The organism is Oceanobacter mangrovi, from assembly GCF_019740315.1.
Lineage (GTDB): Bacteria > Pseudomonadota > Gammaproteobacteria > Pseudomonadales > Oceanobacteraceae > Oceanobacter > Oceanobacter mangrovi.
In genome coordinates, this window is the sequence record NZ_JAHXZR010000001.1 from 415,411 (window position 1) to 431,210 (window position 15,800).

13 protein-coding genes are annotated in these 15,800 nt (G+C 52.5%); 5 read left to right on the top strand and 8 right to left on the bottom strand.

Features of this window, described 5'->3' with window-relative positions; genetic code table 11:
- The first annotated feature begins 407 nt into the window (after positions 1–407).
- Positions 408–1,478 carry a GSCFA domain-containing protein gene (locus tag K6123_RS01785; RefSeq protein ID WP_221793517.1) on the top strand — a complete coding sequence of 357 codons (1,071 nt, stop codon included), beginning with the start codon at positions 408–410 and terminating at the stop codon, positions 1,476–1,478.
- A 60-nt stretch (positions 1,479–1,538) separates the two neighbouring features.
- Complete coding sequence (locus K6123_RS01790; RefSeq protein ID WP_221793519.1) at positions 1,539–2,168, top strand: hypothetical protein; 630 nt, start codon at positions 1,539–1,541, stop codon at positions 2,166–2,168.
- A 67-nt stretch (positions 2,169–2,235) separates the two neighbouring features.
- On the opposite strand, the gene K6123_RS01795 is transcribed toward K6123_RS01790, so the two are convergent.
- Entirely contained in the window at positions 2,236–3,042 is an 807-nt protein-coding gene (locus K6123_RS01795; protein WP_221793520.1) for a flagellin, read from the bottom strand.
- Between the two features lie 90 nt (positions 3,043–3,132).
- On the bottom strand, positions 3,133–4,080 hold the full coding sequence (locus tag K6123_RS01800; RefSeq protein WP_343223946.1) for a DMT family transporter: 948 nt from the start codon (positions 4,078–4,080) through the stop codon (positions 3,133–3,135).
- Positions 4,081–4,167: 87 nt separating this feature from the next.
- On the opposite strand from K6123_RS01800, the gene K6123_RS01805 reads away from it, so the two are divergent.
- The gene (locus tag K6123_RS01805; RefSeq protein ID WP_221793522.1) at positions 4,168–4,962 is read left to right on the top strand and encodes a helix-turn-helix domain-containing protein; all 795 of its coding nucleotides are present in this window, start codon (positions 4,168–4,170) and stop codon (positions 4,960–4,962) included.
- An 89-nt stretch (positions 4,963–5,051) separates the two neighbouring features.
- Here the strand turns inward: K6123_RS01805 and K6123_RS01810 are convergent, their stop codons facing one another.
- The 4 genes from K6123_RS01810 to K6123_RS01825 all read right to left on the bottom strand — a co-directional run bounded on the left by K6123_RS01810 (position 5,052) and on the right by K6123_RS01825 (position 10,359).
- Positions 5,052–5,975, bottom strand: coding sequence for a porin (locus tag K6123_RS01810; protein WP_221793524.1), 924 nt, complete (start codon positions 5,973–5,975; stop codon positions 5,052–5,054).
- Between the two features lie 290 nt (positions 5,976–6,265).
- On the bottom strand, positions 6,266–7,285 hold the full coding sequence (locus K6123_RS01815; RefSeq protein WP_221793526.1) for an asparaginase: 1,020 nt from the start codon (positions 7,283–7,285) through the stop codon (positions 6,266–6,268).
- 38 nt (positions 7,286–7,323) lie between these two features.
- A complete protein-coding gene (locus K6123_RS01820; protein ID WP_221793528.1) occupies positions 7,324–8,724 on the bottom strand; it encodes an aspartate ammonia-lyase in 1,401 nt (466 codons plus the stop codon).
- Positions 8,725–8,910: 186 nt separating this feature from the next.
- A complete protein-coding gene (locus tag K6123_RS01825) occupies positions 8,911–10,359 on the bottom strand; it encodes an alanine/glycine:cation symporter family protein (protein ID WP_221793530.1) in 1,449 nt (482 codons plus the stop codon).
- Positions 10,360–10,520: 161 nt separating this feature from the next.
- Between K6123_RS01825 and K6123_RS01830 the strand changes: the two genes are divergently transcribed.
- Positions 10,521–11,429, top strand: coding sequence for a helix-turn-helix domain-containing protein (locus tag K6123_RS01830; RefSeq protein ID WP_343223947.1), 909 nt, complete (start codon positions 10,521–10,523; stop codon positions 11,427–11,429).
- Between the two features lie 6 nt (positions 11,430–11,435).
- On the opposite strand, the gene K6123_RS01835 is transcribed toward K6123_RS01830, so the two are convergent.
- Complete coding sequence (locus tag K6123_RS01835) at positions 11,436–11,873, bottom strand: winged helix-turn-helix transcriptional regulator (protein WP_221793531.1); 438 nt, start codon at positions 11,871–11,873, stop codon at positions 11,436–11,438.
- Between the two features lie 97 nt (positions 11,874–11,970).
- On the opposite strand from K6123_RS01835, the gene K6123_RS01840 reads away from it, so the two are divergent.
- Complete coding sequence (locus K6123_RS01840) at positions 11,971–12,822, top strand: SDR family oxidoreductase (protein ID WP_221793534.1); 852 nt, start codon at positions 11,971–11,973, stop codon at positions 12,820–12,822.
- Positions 12,823–12,940: 118 nt separating this feature from the next.
- On the opposite strand, the gene K6123_RS01845 is transcribed toward K6123_RS01840, so the two are convergent.
- Positions 12,941–15,703, bottom strand: coding sequence for a S8 family serine peptidase (locus tag K6123_RS01845; RefSeq protein WP_221793535.1), 2,763 nt, complete (start codon positions 15,701–15,703; stop codon positions 12,941–12,943).
- Positions 15,704–15,800: the final 97 nt, after the last annotated feature.

Below are 15,800 nucleotides of genomic sequence, written 5' to 3' on the forward strand. Positions count from 1 at the left end.
ACACACTGTGGCAGAGTCTTTCTAGCGATACCAATAACTGGAGTGCATGTTGGGTATAGTCACGATAGGTTGGCCAAGGAAATCAGGGATGCAGGCTGTGCCGAGAGTAAAAATCTCGACATTCGTGCAACGCTGCTCCAGTCGTAGAAAAATAAAACAGATCCTTGCTATTTTTCCTCGATCCAAGGCTGTTGAGGTATTGCTATATGCTCACTTTATCTTTCAAAAGCATATCTGCTTTTGGAATGTGCGCTATCACCATCGCTGGTCCAAGGGCTGTATCATACAGTCAACTGGTATCAACACTTCTCTGCAGTTGGCTAGTATCTGGGAGATATTCGAACCAGGATATAAATTCCATTTGATATTAGTTAATAGTTATCATGAATTTCCTGTTAGGAGCTCATATGGAACCCCTCAATCCGTACGAAAATCTGCCAGATAAGGCTTTTTGGCGACTCGCTGTTGCAGCTCACAATATGTTTGATATTGAAGGTCTTTGGGATCCTAAATTTAATATCCGGCCAAAAGCCAAGGTTGTAACATTTGGGTCTTGCTTCGCTCAGCATATTGGCAAGGCTTTGGTTAAGCGAGGCTTTTCTTGGATGAGTAACGAAATGCCCCCCAAAGGGCTTTCGGCTGATAATGCAAAAAAATATAACTACAATATATTTTCATCCAGAACTGGCAATATATATACAACATCTCTTTTACGCCAGTGGACTGAATGGTCTCTGGATAAGAAAAAAACATCGGATGAAGTATGGGAAAAAGACGGTCGTTACTATGATCCGTTTCGGCCTCAGATTGAGCCAGATGGTTTTGGTAGTCCGGATGAAGTATTACAATCTCGTAATCAAACAATATCCTCGTTTAAAGAAGGTATTCTGACTGCTGATTATTTTGTTTTTACATTGGGGCTGACAGAAAGCTGGTTTAATAAAAAAACGGGTGTCGAATATCCCATGTGTCCTGGTACTGCGGCTGGAGTATTTGATTCCGAAAATCATATTTTTAAGAATCAGGACTATCCTTTTATCCTTAATAATTTGCGTGAGTCTATGCAGTTGATGAGGGAAGTCAATAAAAAGCTTAAGTTTATATTAACTGTAAGCCCTGTGCCTTTAACTGCAACAAATACAGGGAATCATGTACTGTTGGCGACAATGGAGTCTAAATCAATCCTCAGAGCCGTCGCTGGTCAACTTGCCAGAAGTCGGTCGTTTATCGACTACTTCCCTTCTTATGAACTGATTAATGCGCCATCATTTAAAGGGGTGTTTTTCGAGCCTAACCAGAGAGGTGTAACTTCATTTGGAGTCGATTTTGTGATGGATACTTTTTTTAAATCACTGGCTTCTAAATTTGAGAAAAACGAATCTATTCCGCCGAGGCAGCGAAAAGTATTAAAGAATAAAAAACAAGCTGATCAGGATGTTGTTTGTGAAGAGGAACTGCTGAATGCGTTCGGGAAATGATCATAAACCACACTGGTTGATGTTATAGTTCTGAAACTATAATTCTAAGGGTTTTACCATATGAAAATACTTGTTTTAGGTAATAGCCATGTGGCAGCGTTAAGGTCTGCATATGGCATTAAATACTCAGGAAATAATGAATATTACTTTATTGCCCGGCCTCAGGGGTTTGGCGGACTGAATGGCTTAAAATATCAAGTTGAAAGTGACCGCTTGTTACGTGAAGACATTACAGGATTTGTTTCATGGGAAGATCGACCGCTATCAGAATATGATGCTTTTGTCTTTGTCGGATATCGGGTTCCCTACCTTGATGATGGAAGGACGTTTTATTCTTCTGCAATCTTGAAAGCAAGGTATTCCGATGTGATCACTGAAAGAATCCATCTTAAATTAGCAGTTTTGATTTCTGAGTCCATTAATAAGAAAGTTTATATAATATCACATCCTTTCCAGGATTCTGAATATAGGCCAGGATCTACCTATGATTCACACCAAAAGCGCATTGATATTTTAAATGATTTAATAATCGGTTCGAAAATTGATTTTTTACCGATACCTGAGCTCGTAGTGGAGACAGGGCATGCAAAGATGAAAAGTATCTATTTGAAAGATGATGGCGCTCATGGTAACGAAGAGTATGGTGCGGTAATTCTTTCAGAAATAGATATGAAATTGGCTGATATCTGATTTTTGTTAAATCTTTAGAGCCAGAATCGCATCATTTTTATGAAACAAGATCAATGCCATTAAAAGTTTACTGGGCCAGCAAGTTCAACACCATCGACCGATCGCTGTTGGCTTGGGCTTGCACCGCAATCTGGATGTGATCGCGAATCTGGCCTGCGGTGTAGTCGGAAGCCGCTTTGGCCATGTCGGCATCGGCAATCCGACTGTTGGCGGCGGCGGTATTTTCGTAATCCTGCGCCAGCCGGTTGGAAGTGGATTGCAGGCGGTTGTTTAACGCCCCCAGATCCGTTTGCTGGCTGCCAATCATATCAAGCCCCTGATCCAGACTGGCGAGACTGTTGGCCGCCGCTGCCGGATTGCTGACATCAACGGCAAACAGGCCAGCATCACTGAGCTGGCTTTGCAAATCGCTGCCGCTTACCTGAATGGTGTCTCCGGCATTGCTGCCAACCTGAAAGCTGAAGCTGGAATTCCCCGAGAACAGGGACTGACCGTTGAAGTTGCTGTCCTGCAACAGGCTCTGATTTTGTTCCGACAGCTGGTTGATTTCCTGCTGGATGGCGTTGCGATCGCTGTCATTCAGAATGCCGTTACCGGCCTGTACCGTTAGCTCGCGCATGCGGCCGATGTTGTCGGTGAGGGTTTGTAATGAACCGGAAGCCATCTCTGTATACGACATGGCCGCCACGGTGTTGCTGGCTGCGGCGGCAAAGCCGTTGAGCTGGGAAGTCATGCCGGTTGAAATAATCAGCCCGGCAGCGTCATCGGCAGCGCTGTTGATACGTTGGCCGGACGCCAGTTGCTGGCTGGATTTCAGCGTGGCTGATTGCGCGTCCATCAGACTGGCTGATGGGCCAGAGATATTGATTGCCATGGTGCTAACCTCCGAACCTGAGATTCCAGCATAAACCTACTGTGACAGGGGGTATGTTAGTAGTTGCGTTGATTTGTGATCAATTGTTAATCAAACAGCCTTTTCGGGAATTGGTGGTTGAGATTTAAACTGATGACGCTGCTTTAACCAGTCACTGCCACTGACCAGCAGGATGCCTCCCAATACCAGTAAAGCGCCAGCAGCAAAGCCTGGCTCAAGTGGTTCGTCGAGTAACAATACTCCGAGGGCAACACCCCACAGTGGCGTCATAAATGACAACACGCCGAGCCGGGAAGCCTGATAGTTACGTAACAGCCAGAACCAGGTCAGCAGCGCTGCGACAGAGACCACCAAAGTCTGAATGGTCAAGCTGATCAGCACCGCATCAGATAGCACTACCAGTGGAGCACCGAACAGGCCGTAGCTCAATAGAATCACACAGGCACCAGCCAGCTGATAAACCAGTGTTTGCATGACAGGGGCATGACTGAGCACGGAGTTGCGAATCAGCACGGTCGTTGCTCCCCAGGCCAGTCCACCGAGCATGCAAAGCAGGTCGCCAAACCAACTACTGGCGCTTTGACTGCCATCCCGGGATTCACTGCCGGTGCCGAGAAATGCCATGGCAATGCCGCCGAAAGCCAACAGAATTCCAGCCCATTGCAGTGGACTCAGACGTTCATGAGTGACAGTGAAGTGCAGCCCCAGGGCAGCAAAGATCGGTGCGGTGTAGAGGAATACGACAGCATGGGAGGCGGTGGTGTATTTAAGTCCTTCGCCAAGGCCAAGATACTCCAGTGCAAACAGCACTCCGGCAACTAAACCGGGCCAGAACGCGCCAGCGACAAAACTTTTATGTAGCCCTCGCAGCAGCACCCAGCCACCGATAAGCAACACGGCAAACAACGAGCGCCAGCCAATCTGCAAGGTCGGGCTCATATCGGCGGCTGCCCATTTGGACAACAGCTGTTGTTGGCTCATGATGAAAGTCACCAGCACCATCAGGCTGATGGCGAGGCTGTCGAGCGGCTTTTTCACGGTATGGCTCTACTTGTATGGTTTGGCTGGTTATTATGGTCATGTCAGGTACTAATCCTGTATCGAGTTCATGACAAGCGAGCCTGAATGTATGCCAGCACGCCAATGATTCACCTGCCTCCCAAAGACAATCTATTACAGCTGGCGATGGACTCTGCGCCAGGCCTGGAGTTTCGTGCTGCAACTACGCAGGCAGAAACTTTTTATCCTCCCCATCAGCATTGCTGGGCAGAGTTTGTTTGCTCTTTTACTGGCAGTATTGAAGTCGAAGTGGGTGATGATTATTTTGTTGCGCCACCGCAATTCGGTATCTGGCTGCCTCCAGCAGTGGAACATACCGGCTTTAGCCGCCAGGCGGCCTGTCATGGTTCCCTGTACATCCATCCGTTACTGATTGAGGCGCTGCCGTCACATCCTTGTATGTTGCTGTTGGAGCCTCTGACACGGGCCTTGCTGGAACATTTGCGGCTTGGCCCGGCAAACGACTCGGAAGCTCATCAACGGCTGTTACAGGTATTGTTGGATCAGTTGGCTGTTGCCGAGGTACAGGGCAGCTATTTGCCGGTTAGTGAGGATGCTCTGCTGGCGCCATTATTATCACAGTTGATGAATAACCCGTCCGATGGACGTTCTGCTGCCGAACTGGCCGCCAGCCTGCATGTCAGTGAGCGTACCCTTATTCGTCGCTTTCAGGCGGGGTTGGGAATGCCACTGCGGCAATGGCGTCAGCGTTTAAGAGTGATCAAGGCCTACGAAATGCTCGAAGCCGGGGAGGCGGTGGAGAACATTGCCCTGGATCTGGGTTACAGCAGTGCGTCGGCGTTTATTGTGATGTTCCGCCAGCAAACCGGTATGACGCCAGAACAGTGGCGCCAGCGCTAACTTTGTTCGTAGGTTATATCAGCTTGGGGGAAATAACAAAAAAGCGGCCTAGGCCGCTTTTTTGACGAAGTTGATTAACCAATCAGAGATTAGAAATCGACTTTCAGACCAACAGTGTAGTCAGTAGTATCGTCACCGCCATCGTACATTGCAGTATCAATGTTGGCGTATACAGTGCTCATTGCACCAATTTTGCTGGTGAATTCAATCACGTAACCGGTTTCAACTTCGTCGTCTTGATCGTAGTAGTTGATTGCCAGAGCATTTTTGTCGTCGAAGCTGTAGGTACCAGCCAGCTCGAATGGAGTGCGGGAATCGGCACCGTCAACGTCAGATTCTTTGGTTTGAACCAGAGCTGCCAGGTACAGAGCATCTGCAGTGTAGGTTACAGACAGGCCCAGAGTGTCTTCCAGAGTTTCCAGACCTTCTTCAACCATACCCAGGTTTACACCAAAAGCACCATTGGAGTAGGAAGCAGTTACCAGGTAACGGTCGGCTTCGCCTTCGCCACCAGTGGTTTGTTCTGTATCAGAAGTAACGGCAGCAGAGAAAGTGAAGCCGCTCAGTTCTGGAGAAACGTAGGCAACAGTGGAGTCTGCACGGAAGTATGGTTGGGTGTCGTTGGTCAGGCTGATTGCAACGTCAGTTACGCCGCCAACAAAGCTGTAATAGTTGGTCCAGATTTGACCAACTTTCAGTGTACCGTAATCTTCGCTGGTCAGACCGACCCAAGCCAGACGGCTGTTCAGGTTTGCTTCATTAGAAGCGTCGCCACGCACAGTGTCACCACCGCCAACACCAGCTTCGAAACGGTAGATAGCTTTTACGCCATCAAAATCGGTATCGGAAGAACCTTTCAGACCAATACGAGACAGGTCGTTGGAGATGTCGGCAGCTGAATCACCGGTAGTCAGCTTCAGACGCAGGGAACCGTAAATAGAGTTTTCAACTTCAGCGAAGGCAGATGCGGAAGCTACAGCGGTAATAGCAAGAGCCAGAACCTGTTTTTTCATGATGTTCTCCGTTTTTATGAGTGTGCCCAAGGGCGTTTTCCAATTGGCGGAAGATATATAAAACAATCGACAACCGATAATCAACCGTAAAACCGCGTAGATGCATACAAAAACAGCATTAGTGTCAAAGGCTTATGCTCAAATCTTGATCATAAGCACAGTTGTACGGTGTAAATGGCTGGCGCAGTATCCAATGATCCCGGCTTTGCTGTCATGTTATATAGCGTGTTGCTATAGAATAAATTGAGAATTGACAAATATGTCACGTTTATGACAACGAGCAGTTGTCATTAGTCTCTTGTATCGATCTCACCAGCTACAGAGTCAATAAATCCGGCCTTTAAATCCTCTCCTGTGAGACCTTTGGCGATAAGCCAGTACAGTTTTGTAAAGGCTGCTTCAGGTGTGATGTCGATACCGCCAATGACGCCAATATTGTTGAGCATGACAGCTGTTGAGTAGCTTCCTTGCAGTACTTCGCCCCATGGACACTGGCTCAGATTCACCACCACAATTCCGGCCGCAGTGGCTTTTTGCAATTGCTGCATCAACGTTGGATGGGCATCGGGTGGATTGCCGACACCATATGTTTGAATGATAATCGATTTTGTTTGCGGTTTCGCTAATATAGCCGTCAGAATATCGTCACAAAATCCGGGGTACAAAGTAATCAAATGAACAGCGTTGTCGTTAAACGCAGGGTTTGTGAATTCCTGTCTACCCTCTTTTAGTAATAAATGGCTATTAAGCTTTATTCCTATATGAGATTCGCCCAAATACGGGAACATCAACGAATCAAAAGCATCCAGTTGGGTGCTTTTTAATTTACGACTGCGGTTACCACGCAATAACCGACCGGCGAAGCATATTGCAACCTCCCGAACGCCCTTTTGTGTCGCAAATAGCAAACTATTGGTGAAATTGTTAACAGCATCACTGCCGAGTATGCCAAGTGGTATTTGAGAACCAGTTACAATAACGGCTTTATCTTGTCCCTTTAGCATGTAAGACAGAACAGAAGCGGTATATGCCATCGTGTCTGTTCCATGAATAACGACAAAACCGTCATATTGCTGCCAGGATGCCTGTAACTCTCCGGCGATACGATTCCAGTGGGCAGGGACCAGATTTGAGCTGTCGATCAATGGTGCCAGTTCCCGTACTTCAAAGTCAGGCAAACTGTCCCATTGATCGGCCGGCAGACTGGCACGGATTCGTTGCTCAATACCGGCCGCTGGCTGGTACCCCTGGTCGGACGGCACCATGCCGAAGGTGCCGCCGGTGTACAAAATCAGAATACGTGTCTTCATGCGTCGTCTTCTAGCTGGGTGAATTCAGTTTTGGCTCTTCAGGTTCGGCTGCGGGGAGCCAGCATCGAAGCCGGGCTGAGCAGATGGTCCAGTTCAGCTTCTGCGAGCAAGCCTTCGGCCAGAATCAGCTCTCGTACCGTGCTGCCGGTGTGCAGGGCAGTTTTGGCGATGCGGGAGGCGTTGGCGTAGCCGATATGCGGAACCAGCGCGGTGATGCTGCCGATGCTGATATCGAGTAATTCGGCACAACGCTCACGGTTGGCTTCGATGCCGCGGATGCACTTGTGTTCGAACATATCACAGGCGGCGCCCAGCATTCGCATCGAATTCAGCAGATTGTAGACAATCAGTGGCTCCATCGCGTTGAGCTGCAGCTGGCCCGCTTCGGCGGCCAGGGTTACGGCGAGGTCGTTGGCAATAACCTGGAAGGCAGTCTGGTTAACCGCTTCGGGAATCACCGGGTTCACCTTGCCTGGCATGATGGATGAGCCTGGCTGCATGGGTGGCAGACGAATTTCACCAAAACCGGTACGAGGGCCACTCGATAGCAAGCGCAGGTCGTTGGCAATTTTGCTGAGCTTGATGGCAAAGCGGCGCAACACCCCGGAAAACATGACAAAGGCGCCCATGTCGGAGGTTGCTTCGACCAGGTTGGCCGCTGCGACCATCGGCTTGCCGGAGAACTCGGCCAGATAGGCAATGGCTTTGGCGGCGTAATCCGGGTGGGTGTTGAGTCCGGTACCGATGGCAGTACCGCCAAGGTTGACCTCACACAGCAGCAGGCAGACTTCCTTGAGGCGGTCGATGTCTTCGCTGAGGTTCACTGCAAAAGCGCCGAATTCCTGTCCCAGCGTCATGGGTACCGCGTCTTGCAGCTGGGTGCGACCCATCTTCACGACGTCGGCAAACTCGGCGCTTTTGGCTTCAAAGGCCGACACCAGATTGGTGATCGCCTGCATCAGTGGCTCCGCAGCAAACTGGATCGCCAGGCAAACGGCGGTCGGGTAGGCGTCGTTGGTGGACTGTGAACAGTTCACATCATCGTTGGGGTGCAGGTACTGGTACTGACCCTGGCGATGGCCCATGCGCGACAGTGCCAGATTAGCGATCACTTCGTTGGCGTTCATGTTGGTGGAGGTGCCGGCGCCACCCTGAATCAGGTCAACCACAAACTGATCAAGCAAGTGGCCATTGGCAATTTCATCACAGGCGCTGTCGATGGCGTCGGCCTTGTGTGGCGGCAAGTAGCCAATATCGAGGTTGGCGCGGGCGGCGGCTTTTTTCACGAGGGCCAGCGCCCGGATCAGCTCGGGAAAGTGGCTGATCGGCACGCCGGTAATGGCAAAGTTATTGACGGCGCGCTGGGTCTGGATACCAAACCAGGCGTCGGCGGGCAGATCCATATCGCCCAGAAGATCGTGTTCGCTGCGTGTGTTCATCAAGGTTACTCAAGCGTAGTGGCCGGATATGGCTGAAAATTCGCGCAAGCAAGCCAATACGGGCCGGGTTGGTGTGGTTGGTTTCTTTGGTTCGGAAATAGGTTCGGGAATTGGTACAGGAATAAAAAGGCGCTATCCCAGTGGTGAGAAGTTAGGGGGATAGCGCAAAGCAAGGGGTTAACGGCTTCAGCCGCGGCGCTGGCTCTCCAGCTGTGCCTGGTGTTCAGGCTCCAGCTGCCAGGCACTGGCATCAACGTTCATGTCAGCAAACTGCTTGGCATCAAAGACCGGATGAGCGATACCGGCCTTGAGCTGGCGATCGTAGTCTTTCATCAGGCGCAGACCACGTGGGAACAGCAGTGCCAATGCCAGCAGGTTGGCCAGTGCCAGCAGGCCCATGGTGACATCGGCAAATGCGAACACGGTGCCGAGGTCCATAATCGCGCCCCAGCAACACAGACAGATCAAGGCGACCCGGAAGGAGTTCAGCAGGGTGGCGCTGCCCTCACGGAAATAGCTGAGGCTGTTTTCGCCAAGATAGTAGTTGTACAGAATGGTGCTGAAGCCAAACAACAGCAGCGCCACACTGACAAAGCTGCGACCCCATTCACCAACGTGATCCGCCAGCGCAATCTGGGTCAGTGCTACGCCGCCATGCTGGCCAGCAGTTGCCGGGTCGTACACGCCGCTGAGCAAAATCAGCAAGGCGGTGCAGGAACACAGAATGATGGTATCGATAAAGACCGAGAAAGATTGCACCACGCCCTGCGCCGCAGGATGCGGTACGTAGGCCACGGCTGCCACGTTAGGGGCACTGCCGAGGCCCGCTTCGTTGGAGAACAGCCCGCGTTTGACACCCATCAGAATCGCTGCACCAATACCGCCGCCAATTGCAGGTTCCAGACCAAAGGCACTTTTGAAAATCAATGTCAGGACATCCGGAATGCGGTCAGCATGCATGCCCAGCACTACCAGCGTGATAGACAGATAACCCAACGCCATCACGGGCACCAGAATTTCAGAGACCCGGGCGATACGTTTGACGCCACCAAAAATAATCAGACCAACGATCAGCGCCAGACCAATGCCGGTGTGGTAAACCGGAATGCCAAAGGCATCCTCAAATGAAGCTGCAACCGAGTAGGACTGCATGGCGGTGAAACCAAAACCAAAGGTTACCAGCAGCAGCACGGAATACAGACTCGCCAGCCAGGTCCAGTGTTTGCCCAGGCCGCGGCGGATGTAATAGGCCGGGCCACCACGATAGGTGCCATCGCTGTCGTTTTTCTTGTAAGCCTGTGCCAGCGTACATTCGAAGAAGCTGGTGGCCATGCCCATCAGGCCAACCACCCACATCCAGAAAATGGCTCCCGGACCACCCAGGGTCAGTGCCACGGCAACACCGGCAATATTGCCACCACCAACCCGACCAGCGACGGACAGCAATAGCGCCTGGAAAGAACTCAGGTGGCCGTGTTTGTCGCGTTGGGCTTCGCTGGCGCGCAAGATGCTGAACATGCGGCCGAAATAACGGAACTGCACCAGCCGTGAAGCCAGCGTGAACCAGAGTCCAAGGCCGATCAGCACGGCGATCAGTACCTTGCCCCACAGCAGGTCATTGAGAAAATCGAGCATGGGTTCTTCATCTCCGGGTAGTGGAATTCTTGTTGTTGTCTGAAGATGGCCATTGCAGCAAAGCAGAGCAGGCGAAAACATTTGTCGAACTGATGCAGTTTGGTGCTAATCGATGTTTAGATAGCATCAACCAGCGCCATTTTTGAAGAGTCGGCTCGGGATTGAACTGTTATAATTTTGAGCAGTTGTTGAATTTCTCTCCATCGCTGCTGTGGTTGTTCGCCATGACTGACGCCTCGTCTTCGCTTCATTCCCAGGATTTCGCAGCCAACCTGCGGCTGCTGACCAGTTATTACCGTTCCATCGCGGAAGTCTGCCGGCAGCTGCAACTGAACCGGCCGCAGTTCAATCGTTACCTGGCCGGTAGCAGTCGGCCGTCGGCCAACACCATGCGGCGGCTGTGTGATTTTTTTGGCGTTGAAGAACACGAAATCCTGATGCCCGCCGAGCAATTCCGGCGTCTGATTCAGGTTCGACCGCGCAAGCAGGCGGTGGCAGAAGCGGTCGAACCGGCACTCGAGCTGGCACATCTGCAGCAGCTGCGAGCGCAGAACTCTGATGGCATGGATCGTTATCTGGGGTATTACTTCGAGTACTACCTGTCGATGGCCTGTCCCGGCAAGATTCTGCGCACGCTGGTGCATATCCAGCGGCAAGGGGACGGCGTCTATTACCAGCGCAGCGAACGGCTGCGCGAGTCGCCTGGAGGTCAGGTTTTTCATGGTCGCTATTTTGGCTTGGTGAACTTCCTCAGCGACCGTATCTTTATGTCCGACTATGAATCCAAAACCGGTAACGAAATGACCGAAACCATTCTGTTTCCGTCATTCCGCAACCGCGTATCGCGGCTGTCTGGATTGCGTATTGGGGTGTCGGGCAGTGGCGAGCGGATGCCCTGCTGTGCGCGGGTGGTGTACGAGTTTCTTGGCACCGACATCAACACCCGTCAGGCGCTGAGGTTGTGTGGCCTGTATGACGCCGACAGCGAAGAGATCGAACTGTCGCTGCGGGCGGCTGTGGTGAATCACATGGCTGACAGTGACTGGCACTTTCGCGCGATTCACCTGTAACCACAATCAGCTGCCAGCAGCAGCTTCAGCCTGTTGCTGGGCCGCGGTGATTCGCGGCAAACTGGTTTCGATCCAGTCGGCCAGCGCTGCCACCAGGCGGGCGACTTCCTCACCCATGTCCGTCAGGCTGTATTCCACATGCGGCGGTACCACCGGATAGGCGATCCGGCTGACGAAACCATCGTGCTCCAGTGCCTGCAGCGTCTGGGCCAGCATTTTTTCGCTGACGCCATCAATGCGCTTGCGCAATTCACTGAATCTGTGTGTTCCATCGCGCAATGAAATCAGCACCAGTACCCCCCAGCGACTGCTGACGTTTTTCAGCACCTGCCGTGATGGGCAGGGGCCTGCAAACAGATTTCCCTGTCGTAGCAAGTCGGTGAGGCTGCCGGTATTGGCTGTTGTGGTCGCCGCAATTTGAGTATTGGTTGTTTGATTCACCATACTAACCTTTTTGTATGTACTTACTAAAAGTTAGCATTGGTATTAGCCTGCTGTCATCTGCTTTAAATACCCCCACAGGAAAAACAGGAGAGATCCCATGATCGCTGTCACAGGTGCTTCCGGCCAACTGGGCCGACTGGTCATTACCGAACTGCTGAAAACCATCGCTGCTGGCGACATTGTTGCGCTGGTGCGTGACCCACAGAAAGTGGCCGATCTGACGGAACTGGGCGTGCAGGTTCGTCAGGCTGACTATAACCAGCCTGACAGTCTGGCAGCGGCCTTCGCCGGTGTCGACAAGGTACTGCTGATTTCATCCAGCGAAGTGGGTCAGCGACTGCCCCAACACCGCAACGTGATTGAAGCTCTGAAAGGCACAGCGATCAGCCTGCTGGCCTACACCAGCATTCTGAAAGCGGATACTTCACCGCTGCCGCTGGCGCTGGAACATCAGCAAACCGAAAAACTGCTGGCGGAATCCGGTTTGCCATACGCCTTGTTGCGCAATGGCTGGTATACCGAAAACTACACAGCGGGAGTTCCGGCAGCACTGCAACTTCAGGCTGTCTATGGTTGCGCCGGTGACGGCAAAATTGCTTCCGCTGCGCGGGCTGATTACGCCGCTGCCGCCGCTGCGGTACTGACCAGTACCGAAGCTCAGGCTGGCAAGGTATATGAACTGGCGGGTGACGAAGCCTATACCCTGACGGAATTGGCAGCGGCAATCAGCAGCCAGAGCGGCCAGCAAATTCCTTACGTGAATGTTCCTGAAGCGGATTATCAGCAGGCGTTGGTGCAGGCTGGTTTGCCTGAGCCGATTGCTGACTTGCTGGCAGAGTCTGATACCGGTGCTTCCAAAGGTGGCCTGTTCGATGACAGCCACACGCTCAGTCAGCTGATTGGACGCCCAACCACAGCCCTGGCTGAGCTGGTGAAACAGGCGTTATAAGCTCAGGCTGGGTGAGGGCCGATTCTAAAGCGGCTTGTCCCTGATGGGTATGGCCCACCCTACGGAGCTGCAGCGCGAACGTCTTCTTCGTAGGGTCCCGGCATGCCGGGACTGGCGGTTATTGCAGCGAGCGCGTCGGTGTTGTATCGCTTGCTGCCGACTCAGGTGCTGTGCGGGTCAGTGTATCCGGCAGACTGCTGTCGCTCTCATCTGAACTGCTGTTTAACGAGCTGCTGGAGCTGTCAGTGCTGCTCATCAGGCTGACGGTGAAGTCCACGTCGCTGACATCGGCGCTGCTGATGGTAACGGCTTCCGGATTGTTCAGGCTCGGCCAGGCGCCGCAGGTTTCGCCATCGGTACAGAGGCGAAAGTCGACATCGATGTCTGATCCTGCGTAGATTTCATAACTGCCGGGCTCCAGTTCAAGGCTGTATTCGCCATCACTGTTGGTGCTGGTTTCATCGACCAGGCTGCCGCTGCTGCTGTACACCAGCACGTACTGGGTGGTCAGCTGGCCAATGGTATTGAGTTCACCAACAATCATGGTCACCGTCATGGTGGTGGTATTACCGTTGTCGTCCGTCGCAGTGATGGTGTCGCGGTAGTAGCCGTCATTCAGATCCGTGCGATCAACGCTGACGGTGTAGCTGCCAAAGCCATCGCTGTCGACATCGCTGGCCGTCACGCTGAGCCAGCTATCAGTGCCACTGACACTGCTGATTACCGGATTGCCGCCGCCTTCGTTGCTGAGAGTAAAGTCGGCTGAGTCACTGCTGCCCAGCGCCAGAATATCCACGTCCGTGGTCAGAATCACCGGCAGGGTGACTTCGCCGTCGTTGGCCAGACTGAGGGCAGCATTGACGGCCTTGAGCGCATTGATACGACCATAGCCGTAATAGTTATCCCGGCCGCTGCTACCCAGATCATCACTGATATCGCCGTTTGCAATCAGTGCATCGACCTGGGTTGGGGTTAATTCCGGATAAACCGCTTTCATCAGAGCCAGAACACCGGAAACATGCGGAGCCGCCATTGAGGTGCCCTGATAATAGGCATAGGAGCTGACCCGGCTGCCACTGCTGTCATTGGCGACGGTGCTGAGAATGCCATCCGGATAGCCATCGTTCTGGACGTCTTCAAGGCTGGCGCCGCCGGGGGCTACCAGATCCTGTTTGGAGCCATAGTTGGAATATGAGGTCAGCTCATCTTCTGCATTGGTGGCGCCAACGGCGATCACATGGTCGTAACCGGCTGGATACAGCGTGGTGGAATTACCGGAGTTACCCGACGCGGCAACAATTATGACGCCAGCGGCATTGATGTCATCAATGGCGTTCTGGAAGATGGTGGAGGCGCTGTCGCCGCCAAGGCTGAGGTTGATGATCGCAGCAGCCTGGTCTGGTAACAGACCACTGTCGTTGTCGAGACCGGCGGCGTAATACATGCCCTGGATAATGTCCCAAACCGTACCGCCATCAATACCCAACACCCGTACAGGCATGATTTTGGCGTTCCAGCTGATACCGGCAACCCCTTTGCTGTTGTTGCTGGCGGCGGCAATGATGCCGGCCACATGGGTACCGTGCCAGGAACTCAATCCGGCAGTGGTGTTGTCACCCGGGTCATCCGGGTCGTTGTCGATACCGTCGCCATCATTGGAATTGCTGCTGTCGGAAATAAAGTCGTAGCCATCACTGGTGAGCTGGTCTGCGAGGTCGGAGTGGCTCAGAAATACGCCGGTATCGACGACGGCTACCACCACATCGTTGCCGTCGCTGCGGGCCCCTGTGGTGATGTCCCAGGCAGCGGGCAGATCAATCATGCGCAGACCCCACTGCTCGTCATAACGGCTGTCGTCAGGAGTAGTGGTCGACTTGCGGTAGATGTAGTTAGGCTCGGCGAATTCCACTCCGTCTTCGGCAGCTGCCTGTTTGATTGCCAGCAGGGTCTGGAATTTTTCTTCGTAGTTACCTGCTGAGACGTCGACCCCATGCAGTACTGTGGTGGTCAGCTTGCTGCTATTGTCGGGAAGATCAAAACGGATACGGTTGTGGCCATCCCGGTCGGCCTGGCTGGCGCGGATATCACTGATGCCAAGTGCCTGAAGACTCGACCTGGCAGCGGAACGAGCACTTTGGGCACTGCTGTCGGTGGTTTTCAGCAGCATCTCTCCAGTGGCAAAATCGCTGCTTTGGCTGCTGCTCCGATTGCTGGTCAGGGTATCGCCAGCGGCCGCCAGTGACATCACATATTTGCTACTGCCACTGTTGGCGTAGACGCGAATATAGTATTGGCCGTCCTCAGGCACTGTGATGCTTTCAAATTCGCCACTGCCATTGGAATAGCCCTGGATATCGCCGCTGGCATCAATCAGTTGCAGGTCGATGTCGCCCTGATAGCCACCGTAACTGCGCTGGTAATTGACCACTTGCAAACTGATCACCTGGCCGCCCTGCAGCCAGGCATAATAATAGTCGTTCCTGTCGGCGCTATCGGCAAAGCGTTCCAGACTCGGTACGCCAGAGACAATTCCACGGGTCGGGGTAGCATTGACGAAGCCCTGAATGGTTACCAGATTGGCAACTTCCTGAGCATCGGCGATTGAATCATTAGTGCTGTATTCTGCTTCGATATCGTTGGTGTCGCTGTCGACCACAATGCCGTTGGCGGCGCTGATGGTGCCGCTGAGAATGTAGCTGCTGGAGCTGGAATCCGAGCCAGAGTTGTCATCAGTGCTATCGTCGCTGCTGGTATCGTCGTCACTGCTGCCCGTATTGCTGCTGCCGGAGTCACTGTCGACACTGATACAGCCATGCAGGCTGAACATCAGCAAGATGGGTATCAAGAGCTGGCCTGGATGTCGTAAAAACCGGTAAGACATGCTCATTTCCTGTTGGCAGCAGAAGGTTCAGGTCGATTCCTGACAGTTTGCCGCAAAATCGTGTTGATTTATTGATTCTAGGCGAAGCAACGTGAAA

Coding starts and splice junctions, on each gene's coding strand:
- K6123_RS01785 (WP_221793517.1), top strand. CDS start 408: ATGGAACCCCTCAATCCGTACGAAAATCTGCCAGATAAGGCTTTTTGG.
- K6123_RS01790 (WP_221793519.1), top strand. CDS start 1,539: ATGAAAATACTTGTTTTAGGTAATAGCCATGTGGCAGCGTTAAGGTCT.
- K6123_RS01795 (WP_221793520.1), bottom strand. CDS start 3,042: ATGGCAATCAATATCTCTGGCCCATCAGCCAGTCTGATGGACGCGCAA.
- K6123_RS01805 (WP_221793522.1), top strand. CDS start 4,168: ATGTATGCCAGCACGCCAATGATTCACCTGCCTCCCAAAGACAATCTA.
- K6123_RS01810 (WP_221793524.1), bottom strand. CDS start 5,975: ATGAAAAAACAGGTTCTGGCTCTTGCTATTACCGCTGTAGCTTCCGCA.
- K6123_RS01815 (WP_221793526.1), bottom strand. CDS start 7,285: ATGAAGACACGTATTCTGATTTTGTACACCGGCGGCACCTTCGGCATG.
- K6123_RS01820 (WP_221793528.1), bottom strand. CDS start 8,724: ATGAACACACGCAGCGAACACGATCTTCTGGGCGATATGGATCTGCCC.
- K6123_RS01825 (WP_221793530.1), bottom strand. CDS start 10,359: ATGCTCGATTTTCTCAATGACCTGCTGTGGGGCAAGGTACTGATCGCC.
- K6123_RS01835 (WP_221793531.1), bottom strand. CDS start 11,873: ATGGTGAATCAAACAACCAATACTCAAATTGCGGCGACCACAACAGCC.
- K6123_RS01840 (WP_221793534.1), top strand. CDS start 11,971: ATGATCGCTGTCACAGGTGCTTCCGGCCAACTGGGCCGACTGGTCATT.
- K6123_RS01845 (WP_221793535.1), bottom strand. CDS start 15,703: ATGTCTTACCGGTTTTTACGACATCCAGGCCAGCTCTTGATACCCATC.